At 73.8% G+C, this 8,030-nt stretch carries 8 protein-coding genes and 3 pseudogenes; 8 read left to right on the forward strand and 3 right to left on the reverse strand.

The annotated features are described in order from the left end of the window. From AB0F18_RS37405 to AB0F18_RS37420, 4 genes and pseudogenes are all read left to right on the forward strand, one after another. Positions 1-309, forward strand: a pseudogene (locus AB0F18_RS37405) (hypothetical protein); the annotation flags it as partial. Beyond that, positions 306-710: a roadblock/LC7 domain-containing protein gene (locus tag AB0F18_RS37410; RefSeq protein ID WP_362069447.1), complete on the forward strand. Its 405-nt coding sequence runs from the start codon at positions 306-308 to the stop codon at positions 708-710. The pseudogene AB0F18_RS37405 and the gene AB0F18_RS37410, both read left to right, overlap by 4 nt. Next, entirely contained in the window at positions 710-1,081 is a 372-nt protein-coding gene (locus AB0F18_RS37415; protein ID WP_362069450.1) for a DUF742 domain-containing protein, read from the forward strand. The genes AB0F18_RS37410 and AB0F18_RS37415 overlap by 1 nt, the downstream gene beginning before the upstream one ends. Continuing rightward, positions 1,068-1,688 carry an ATP/GTP-binding protein gene (locus AB0F18_RS37420; RefSeq protein ID WP_362069453.1) on the forward strand — a complete coding sequence of 207 codons (621 nt, stop codon included), beginning with the start codon at positions 1,068-1,070 and terminating at the stop codon, positions 1,686-1,688. Before AB0F18_RS37415 ends, AB0F18_RS37420 begins: the two co-directional genes overlap by 14 nt. On the opposite strand, the gene AB0F18_RS37425 is transcribed toward AB0F18_RS37420, so the two are convergent. Both AB0F18_RS37425 and AB0F18_RS37430 read right to left on the reverse strand, forming a co-directional pair. After that, positions 1,653-1,979 (reverse strand): hypothetical protein, encoded by a 327-nt coding sequence (locus AB0F18_RS37425; RefSeq protein WP_362069456.1) that lies wholly within the window; start codon positions 1,977-1,979, stop codon positions 1,653-1,655. The genes AB0F18_RS37420 and AB0F18_RS37425 overlap by 36 nt on opposite strands. A gap of 121 nt (positions 1,980-2,100) precedes the next feature. Then, positions 2,101-2,835: pseudogene (locus AB0F18_RS37430) on the reverse strand (VanW family protein); the annotation flags it as partial. 366 nt (positions 2,836-3,201) lie between these two features. On the opposite strand from AB0F18_RS37430, the gene AB0F18_RS37435 reads away from it, so the two are divergent. The 4 genes from AB0F18_RS37435 to AB0F18_RS37450 all read left to right on the forward strand — a co-directional run bounded on the left by AB0F18_RS37435 (position 3,202) and on the right by AB0F18_RS37450 (position 7,233). Then, on the forward strand, positions 3,202-3,915 hold the full coding sequence (locus AB0F18_RS37435; protein WP_362069459.1) for a hypothetical protein: 714 nt from the start codon (positions 3,202-3,204) through the stop codon (positions 3,913-3,915). Positions 3,916-4,140: 225 nt separating this feature from the next. Next, positions 4,141-5,250, forward strand: coding sequence for a glutamate--cysteine ligase (locus tag AB0F18_RS37440; RefSeq protein WP_362069462.1), 1,110 nt, complete (start codon positions 4,141-4,143; stop codon positions 5,248-5,250). Positions 5,251-5,456: 206 nt separating this feature from the next. After that, positions 5,457-5,603 carry a hypothetical protein gene (locus AB0F18_RS37445; protein ID WP_362069465.1) on the forward strand — a complete coding sequence of 49 codons (147 nt, stop codon included), beginning with the start codon at positions 5,457-5,459 and terminating at the stop codon, positions 5,601-5,603. A gap of 82 nt (positions 5,604-5,685) precedes the next feature. Next, positions 5,686-7,233 (forward strand): hypothetical protein, encoded by a 1,548-nt coding sequence (locus AB0F18_RS37450; protein ID WP_362069468.1) that lies wholly within the window; start codon positions 5,686-5,688, stop codon positions 7,231-7,233. A gap of 23 nt (positions 7,234-7,256) precedes the next feature. Here AB0F18_RS37450 and AB0F18_RS37455 read toward each other — a convergent pair. Continuing rightward, positions 7,257-8,000, reverse strand: a pseudogene (locus tag AB0F18_RS37455) (hypothetical protein); the annotation flags it as partial. Positions 8,001-8,030: the final 30 nt, after the last annotated feature.

An 8,030-nucleotide genomic window follows, 5' to 3' on the forward strand; every position in this document is an offset into this window, starting at 1 on the left:
CGCGGGCCCCGGCCCGCCGGAGCCCGTCCGGCCCCCGAGCCCGAAGCCGGCCCCCGGCCGGCCCCCGCGCCCCTGCCGCCGCGGCCCGAGCGGGCCCTGCCCACCCGCTCCGAAGCCGCCGACGCCCGCCCGGCCCTGCCCGAGCGCGTCCCGCAGACCCACCTCACCCGGCAACTGCGCGGCCCCCGCGCCCCGGAGCCGGAAGGCGCCCGGGACGCGGCGACACCCGAAGAGGTGGCCGACGCCTGGGCGGACTACGAAGAGGGGACCAAGACAGTGGAAGCAGAGCTCGGAGCGGATCAGCCATGACGACGACAGCCAGCGAGATGATCTACGGCATCCTGGACAACAACCTGAGCAGGATCGCCGGCATCCAGGGAGCCGTGCTCCTGTCCAACGACGGGATCAAGCTCAGCGCCTACCTGCTGGAGCGGGACCAGGCGGAGCGCATCGCGGCCGCTTCCTCGGGCATCGCCGCCACCATGAAGGCGATCTCCCGCGAGATCGACGGCGGCCGGGTCATCCGGCAGCTGGTGGAGATGGACGACCGCTACCTGTGCGTCGTCGGTTGCGGGGAGGGCAGCACGCTCATCGTGGTGACCTCCCGCAAGGCGCGGCTCGGAGAGCTCGGCGGCGAGGCCGTACGGACCGCCCAAGCGCTCGGCGAGTGGCTGGGAACCCCTGAGCGCACGTCCGCGCCGACGCCGTAATGACCGACGAGCCGCAGCGCCGAAGCCCGCGCCGGACCCGGCTGTACGCGCTGACCGACGGCCGCACGGCCGCCGCTCCGCAGACCGTCCTCACCATGGACACCACCATCGTGGCGGCGGTCGCCGCGGACGACGGCGACGCCGGACTGGCCACCGAATGGCGGGCCGTCCTGGCCATGTGCGGGGCGCCGGGCGGCATGGCGGTCGCCGAGATCGCCGCCCGCATGCAGATGCGCCTCACCCCGATGACGCTGCTGCTGGGCGAACTCGCGGACCGCGGCCTGATCGACCACCGGCCGCCCCTGGAGGGCGCCGAGACCACCAATGTCCACCTGCTCATGAAAATCAGGGACAACCTTGCCCGGATATGACACTCCCGACGCCTCCGCCGCCCAGGGAGCGTCCCCCGTCAAGATCCTCATCGCCGGTGGCTTCGGAGTCGGCAAGACCACCCTGGTGGAGGCGGTCTCCGAGATCGAGCCCCTGCGGACGGAGGAGCGCCTGACGAGCGCGGGGATCGGCGTCGACGACCTCGACGGCATCGAGTCCAAGACGCTGACCACCGTCGCGATGGACTTCGGCCGGATCACCCTCACCGACGCCGGAGTCGTCCTCTACCTCTTCGGCACGCCCGGCCAGGAACGGTTCTGGTTCATGTGGGACGACCTGCTGAACGGGGCCCTGGGGGCGCTGGTGCTCGTCGACACGCGGCGCCTGGACCGCGGTTTCCCGGCGATCGACTTCTTCGAGAGCCGGGGCCTGCCGTTCGTGGTCGGCGCGAACTGCTTCCACGGCGAACAGCCCTACACCGCCGAGGAGATCGCCGCCGCCCTGCACCTGCGCGACCCCGCCACCCTGGTGCTGCTGCTCGACGCCCGCTCCCGTACGGACGTACGCGACTCCCTGCTGGCGCTGCTCGACGTGGTCATCACCCGGGCGGGGCTAGGGGGCCGTGCACCTCGGGTCCCGGCCGGCTAAGGCGCCGCCTCCCTCCAGGAGGACCCGCAGGGCGTACTCGGCGGCCCGGTGCCGCAGGAGCACCTGCGCGCGGGTGCCGGCGGCGAGGGTGCGGGCCGCGGCCGCCCCCTCCCGCGTCGCGTCGTCCTGCGCCTGGCGCCATCCGTGCGCGGTACGCCGTACGGTGCCGTCCCAGGCGGTGTAGCGGGCCATCCAGAACCACCCGGTCCCGGCACGGCAGCGGCCCCAGACCACCGCGTCGAAGCCGGCGTCCTCCCCGTCCGGCCCGTGGGCCTGCGTCTCCTCCGTCACGTGCGTCCCCCCGGTTTCGGACCTGGTTCGGACCGCAGGCTAGGTCAGCGCGGCAGGCGGGAGGGAGTCCGGGTTTCGGCCAACATGCAGGATCACGGAGCGGTGCCCCTCCGCCCGTGCGTCAGGTGGTGCTCGGCCGCGGTGCGGGGGCGGAGGGGCTCGCCGACGGGGAGGGGCTCTGCGACGGGGAGGGGCTCTGCGTGGGGTCCACGGCGCAGACGACCTCGTCGCGCGGGGTGTAGTGGGTGCGGAACGTCTCCCGCTTGACCTCCTGGCCCTGCCGGACGAACACGCGGTCCACCGCGACGTCGAACCCTTCGAGCGGGGTCTGCGCCTCGCAGTCCGGCCCGGAGGCCGTGCGCCGTCCGGGCGGGGTCACGTGCGTGCGGGGGCCCAGGCTGGCGAGTACCTCGTCGTACTTCTTCGTACCGAGGAGGGTGATCGTCACCGAGGTGTCGGTGGACTCGGCCCGGATGGTGAGGGGGTGGCCGGAGTCGTTCCTCCAGCGCAGGTCGAGGGTGCCCCAGGCGACGGTGGCCTCGCGGCCCTCGGGGTACCGCTCGATGTAGAAGGAGTGGGCGCCGTGTTCGACCATGTGGGCACCCGCGAAGAACACGGCGTTGTACATGGCCGTGGCCACGCTGGACACACCGCCGCCGGGCGATTTCACGTACCGGCCGTCGTTGATCATGATGCCGTCGACGAAGCCGTTCTCCTTCGTGCGCTCCCCGACCGTCCCGTTGAAGCTCCACGTCTGGCCCGGACGCACCACGGACCCGTTGATCAGCTCGACGGCGCGCCCGATGTTCGTGGTCCGGTACGGGGCGGCGGGAAAGCGGACGGTGAAGGACGAGACCGGGGCCGCGACCGTGCCGGCCGCGCTGCCCGCCTCCTGTCCGGCCGCCGCGCCGGCCGACGGCGGGAGCACGGCGCCGGAGGCGTCGCCGGCCGGAATCAGCAGGGCGAGGCAGAGGCCGAGTACGGCGGCCCCGGTGACCGCGGGCAGGCCGATCCGGGGGTGGTCCGTCAGTCGGTGTGCGCGTCGCATGTCTCTCCCGGGGGCGGTGGCTCTGGTACGACCGCAGACCAGGATCCAGCGAATAACCCCAAAAGGGACAAAAATGTGCCCGTTCTCACGCCGGAAGACCGCTGGATCCCCAGGACGCCTCCGGACCGGGGGGCGGTCCTCCCGGAGCCGGACGCCGCCGCTACCTTGATCGGCATGTACGAGATCAATGGCGTGAACGCCACGCCGGGCGGGCGGACGACCGTCCGGTTCCATGACCAGGGCTACGCCGTCCAGCCGGACGTGCCGACGCGGGGCGAGGATGACGACACCCTCGCCGACAAACTCTTCGGCGAGGGCGCCGGGTGCATCACCGCAGTGGTGCTGCTCGCATCGATAGGCCTCTACAGCCTGCTCCGCAAGTCCGGAGCACCCGACGCCGCCCTCGCGGCCTGCGTGTGGGTGTTCGTCGCCGCGCTCTGTTACGGGGCGCTCATCGCGCTGCTGCACTGGACCAGCGGAGTCCTCTCGAACATCGTCTTCTTCCTGGTCGTCGTGGTGATGTTCCCGGCCCTGCTGATCCCCGGCTACCGGCGGGCGGTCCGGCGCCGCTGGGGCGGCGGGGGCGGCGGCCCGGTGGCCGAGCCGGTCTGGATCCCCGCCACGGCCCTCGCGGGGGTGTGGCACCAGCCGGACCCCCGCTCCGGGAGCGTGGTGACCATTCAGCACACCGACGGGAGCGTCGTCGCCTTCGTCCCCCCGCCCGACCGGGCCCACGACCTGTACGCCCGCTTCGACGCCCTGCTGCGCAGCGCCCGGCACCACCAGCAGCCGGCGGTGTACCACCACCAGCAGCAGCCGGCTGCGTACCAGCAGCCCTGGCAGGGGGGCCCGCCGCAGCACCCCGGCTACCACCACCCCCGCGGCTGACGCCGCCCGGGGCGACACGGCACGCGGCCCGGGCCTGACGACGCGGGTGCCGCACCGCGTGGCCCCGGCCCACCCGCCCGGCGGGGAGCGCGGGCCGACCGTTCGCGCAACGCGCCGCGCCTCCCGCTCCGCGACGCTGGTCGCGGGCGCCGTCAGCGGGCACGATGGACGGATGCTCCTCTCGTACCGCACGGACCAGCCCCGCACCGGGTGGCGGTGACGGCCATGCGCAGTGTCGGAGTGGAGGAGGAACTGCTGCTGGTCGACGCCCGGACCGGGGATCCGCTCGCGCTGTCGGCCGCCGTGATGGCGGCCGCCGCCCGCGAGGGGAACGGTGCGAACGCGCTGGAGGAGGGGGCGCTGGAGGCGGAGCTCAAGTGCGAGCAGGTGGAGTTCGCCACCCGTCCCGTACTGCGGATGGGGGAGCTGGCCGAGGAGATCGTCCGCTGGCGCGCCGCGGCCGCGCGGCACGCCGCCGACGCGGGCGGCGCCGTCGCCGCACTGGCCACCTCCCCGCTGCCGGTCCGGCCGTCCACGATGCCCGGCGAGCGGTACCGCTGGATCAGCCGCCAGTTCGGCCTCACCGCTCAGGAGCAGCTCACCTGCGGCTGCCACGTCCACGTCTCCGTCGCATCGGACGACGAGGGCGTGGGCGTCCTCGACCGGATCCGCCCCTGGCTGCCGGCCCTGACCGCCCTCAGCGCCAACTCGCCCTTCTGGCAGGGCAAGGACAGCGCCTACGCCAGTTACCGCAGCCGCGTCTGGAACCGGCTGCCGTCCGCCGGCCCCACCGACGTCTTCGGCAGCGCGCAGCACTACCACCGGCAGGTGCGCGACATACTCGCCACCGGTGTCCTGCGCGACGAAGGCATGATGTACTTCGACGCCCGGCTCTCCGCCACCTATCCCACGGTCGAGATCCGCGCCGCCGACGTCTGCCTCGAACCCGGCACCCCCGTCCTGCTCGCCGCCCTCTCCCGCGCCCTGGTCGAAACCGCCGCCCGCGAGTGGCAGGCCGGGCGGCCGCCGGCCCGGATCGGTCTCGGCATGCTGCGGCTCGCCTCCTGGCGGGCGGCCAAGTCGGGCCTGGACGGCCCGCTGCTCGACCCCCGCACCCTGAGCCCCGCCCCGCCCGAGGCCGTCCTCGACCTCCTGCTGGACCACGTGCGCGACGCCCTCGACGACAGCGGCGACCTCGACCTCGCCCGCGAGGGCGTCACCCGCCTCCTCGCCCGCGGCAACGGCGCCCGCCTCCAGCGCCGCCTCCTGCACACCACCGGAGACCTGCGCGCCATGGTCTCCGAGTGCGTCCGCCTGACCACGGCGCCGGCCTAGGGTCTGTCGTCAAAGTCCCGTCGTCGCCCGGAGGGCGGCCCCTCTGTGAAGCGTTCGCGGAGGACGATTCCACCGCGCCCTGCGGTCCGGTCGTCGACTACCGGGCCGGGGACTGGTGGCGCACCACGACGACACCGCGCATCGCCCCCTACAAGACCGAACGCCCCGCCCCCGCCCTCACCCGCTGACCGCCCCAGGAGCACCTGATGCCGACCTCCACGCGGGTCCCGGGCGGTCTCGGCTGGCTCGACCTGGGCAGCCCCGACATGGACGCCGGGGGCGTCGGGCGGCTCGCCATGCCGCTCGACCCGTTCGGCGCGCCGTTCGCCGTCATCACGAGCGCCACGGCCTGACCGCGGATATTCCCCACACCCATGACAACGCCCTCCCGGCACCCCACAATTGAGCCGGACCAGGCGGTGGGGGAGGGCGCTGATGGGTCGGGCTCTGCGGATCGGCGTACCGGTGGGCCTCGTGGTCCTGGTGGCACTCTCGCCGCTGTACGCCCCGTACTACACCACCGTCCTGGTGTGGGAGCTGCGCAAGCTCTTCGCATGGCTGGCCCTGCCGCTGCTGGCGGCGGCCTTCGCCGCCCTGGTGTGGCTGGTGCGGCGGCTCCTGCGCCGGCTCCGCGACGGGGCCTCCGCGGAGCCGGGCGGCCTGATGCAGGCCCTCGGCTGCCTGGGAATCGTCGCCGGCCTCGGACTGGCCGTCTTCTGGCTGGTCTACGGCACGTACCTGCAGGACCGCGCCTACATGGACGCCACGCAGGTCGTGACCGAGCCGGTGCCGCAGCTGGCCCCCCGCGCCCCCTACCTCGTCGGCAAGGCCCAGGCCGCCCCGCACCTCGGCGACGTCACCGGTGAGATCGCCGACATCACCTATCTGCCCGACGAGGACCGGTTCGCCACCCTCGTCGAGCGGAGCGGCTGGCTGTCCGGGTACGAGGTCGGCCTCGTCCAGGACATCCCGCTCGGTGGCACCAGCCGCTCGCAGCAGCGCTGCTCCTTCGACGTGGACGTGGCGGACGCGCGCATCAGCGGCTGGTACGGGCACAACCTGGGCCGGGAGATCTCCGAGCGGAAGCGCTGGGTCCGCTTCGACGCCGACGACGCCTACGTGACCTGCTCGGGCGACACGCCCCTCGTGGTCGTCCCCCTCAAACGGCAGACCGGGCTCCTCGTCGTGACCGAACGCCCCGCCGGAGTCGCCCTGTACGACGGGCGGACGGGAAAGGTCACCATCACCACCGACACGGCTCCCGTCCCGGGCCCCTCCTATCCGCTGAGCCTCGCCGCCCGGCAGCGGGAGGCGACCGCCGCCGTCGGCAGCTTCGCCGACTGGTGGTTCGAACGCAGCGGCTGGGACGCCTCGGAGGACGGCGCGAACGCGGGCAACGACTCGGAGTTCACCCTGCGCTACGCCGAAACGAGCGGGCGCAGCGCCTACGTCACCCCCCTCACCCCGCAGGGCGAGGCCAGCTCGGTCGTCGCCGTCTCGACGGTGCCGGCCCGCCACGAAGGCGGCGGGCTGGCACCCCTGACGGTCCACCGGCTCGATCCGACCTGGTCCTCGCCGAAGGCGATCGTCGCGCTGATCAAGGCCGAGTACCGGGACGTCTGCTGCTACAACGACGACCAGGTGTTCGAGGTGGTCCCCACCGGCGGCACCACCTGGACCGCCACGATCGGCAGCGAACAGGACATCCGCTACCGGGTGGAGGGCAGGGGCCAGGTCGCGGGCAGGGAGGCGACCTGCCTGAAGGCGGCCGACGGCACACTGATCAAGTGTGCGTACGCGGCGCCCGGCTCGCCGGAGGAGCAGCAGCTCAAACGGCGCGAGGAGCAGAAGCAGAAGGAGAGCCCCCCGGGCAACCCACCGGACCCCGGCGACCTCACCGCCCTCAGCCCCGGGCAACTGGCCGAACTGAACCGCCGCGTCAACGAGGAGGTCAACCGCCGGCTCAAGGCCGGCCAGGGCTAGAGGACGGCGATGCCCAGGGGGCGGGTGCCGGCCGTCATCGGTTCCACCGAGACCGCACCGCTGCGGGGGTCCACCACGGCCAGCCGCCGCCCCTCGAAGGGCATCAGCAGCCGGCCGTCACCGTGCCGCACGACCGCGTAGTGCGGCTTCAGCCAGGAGGCGAGGCCGCCCTCGGTGCCGTACGGGGCGACCTCGATGCGGCGCGGTGCGAGGGTGTCCGCCGCGACCACCGTGACGTCGAAGGAGTCGTGGCCGGTCACGTACACCTCGTCGCCGTCGCGGGCGACGTCCACGTCGAAGGAGCGGCGGCCCACCGGCACGGTGGCGGTGACCTCGCGGGCGGCGGTGTCGATCACGTCGAGCACGCCCCGGCGGCCGGGAACGTTGACGCCCACGTAGGCGCGCGAGCCGTCCGGTGAGAGCGCGATGCCCATACCACCCGCCCGGTACTCGCCGGTGCCGGCCGGACCCGTGCCGGTGCTGTACGGGATCCGGGCCACGCGGGTGCGGGTCCGGGTGTCCACCACCGCGACGCCTTCGGCGGTGGCCACCCAGGCGAGCCCGTCCGGGCCGACGGCCAGCCCGTACGGGGCGGTGCCGACGGGAACGGAGCCGACCGGGCCGCGCTGCGGATCGACGAAGGTGACGGTGTCCGCGCCGAAGTCGGCGACGAGCAGGGTCCCTTCGGGAGTGGCACGGCCGGAGGGCAGCGGGGTCCCGGCGCTGCCCGCGCCTTCGGGGCCGGCCGCGGTGCAGCCGCCCAGCAGGGCGACGACGGCCGGCACGACGGCGAACAG

It is taken from the genome of Streptomyces sp. NPDC029216 (genome assembly GCF_040648015.1).
GTDB lineage: Bacteria > Actinomycetota > Actinomycetes > Streptomycetales > Streptomycetaceae > Streptomyces.

Coding starts and splice junctions, on each gene's coding strand:
- AB0F18_RS37410 (WP_362069447.1), top strand. CDS start 306: ATGACGACGACAGCCAGCGAGATGATCTACGGCATCCTGGACAACAAC.
- AB0F18_RS37415 (WP_362069450.1), top strand. CDS start 710: ATGACCGACGAGCCGCAGCGCCGAAGCCCGCGCCGGACCCGGCTGTAC.
- AB0F18_RS37435 (WP_362069459.1), top strand. CDS start 3,202: ATGTACGAGATCAATGGCGTGAACGCCACGCCGGGCGGGCGGACGACC.
- AB0F18_RS37440 (WP_362069462.1), top strand. CDS start 4,141: ATGCGCAGTGTCGGAGTGGAGGAGGAACTGCTGCTGGTCGACGCCCGG.
- AB0F18_RS37445 (WP_362069465.1), top strand. CDS start 5,457: ATGCCGACCTCCACGCGGGTCCCGGGCGGTCTCGGCTGGCTCGACCTG.
- AB0F18_RS37450 (WP_362069468.1), top strand. CDS start 5,686: ATGGGTCGGGCTCTGCGGATCGGCGTACCGGTGGGCCTCGTGGTCCTG.